Origin of the sequence: Vibrio sp. 10N.222.55.A1 (assembly GCF_041473835.1) — a bacterium.
GTDB classification, from domain to species: domain Bacteria; phylum Pseudomonadota; class Gammaproteobacteria; order Enterobacterales; family Vibrionaceae; genus Vibrio; species Vibrio crassostreae_C.
This window is the reverse complement of record NZ_JBFRSX010000139.1, coordinates 1-431: the sequence shown is the minus strand read 5'-3', so window position 1 is coordinate 431 and position 431 is coordinate 1. Positions and strand designations below refer to the sequence as shown.

At 39.9% G+C, this 431-nt stretch carries 1 pseudogene; it reads left to right on the top strand.

Going from position 1 to position 431, the window contains the following annotated elements:
* Positions 1 to 229: 229 nt before the first annotated feature.
* Positions 230 to 431, top strand: a pseudogene (locus tag AB4493_RS22135) (IS110 family transposase); the annotation flags it as partial.

Sequence of the window (431 nt, the reverse complement as noted above, 5' to 3'; positions counted from 1 at the left end):
TGATTGGTTTAAATAGATTTATCTTAAACCGGCAAAAGTAGATGATTTTCGAAATCAATTTCAATTAAGTGTTTCCACTTCAAGAACGACAACCTACCTACCGTTGTTTTACTGGCTTACGGCTCTCAACAAAGAGGCAGTTGGCATAATCACCGGGCGTTGTTAATGATATGGACACTTCCACCCACCGTCTAAACTTATAGTCGGTAACATAAATGAGGAAGAGACCATGACCATTGCAACTTTAGGTATCGACTTAGCTAAATCTTCTTTTGCTCTTCACGGAGTAGATTCATCAGGCAAAGTTCTTTTGAAGAAAAATATCAGCAGAAAGAAGTTGTCCGAAACGTTGACCAATATGCCTCCTTGTCTTGTTGGTATGGAAGCTTGCTCCAGTGCTCATTATTGGGCATGTAGTGGTACGCTGAATT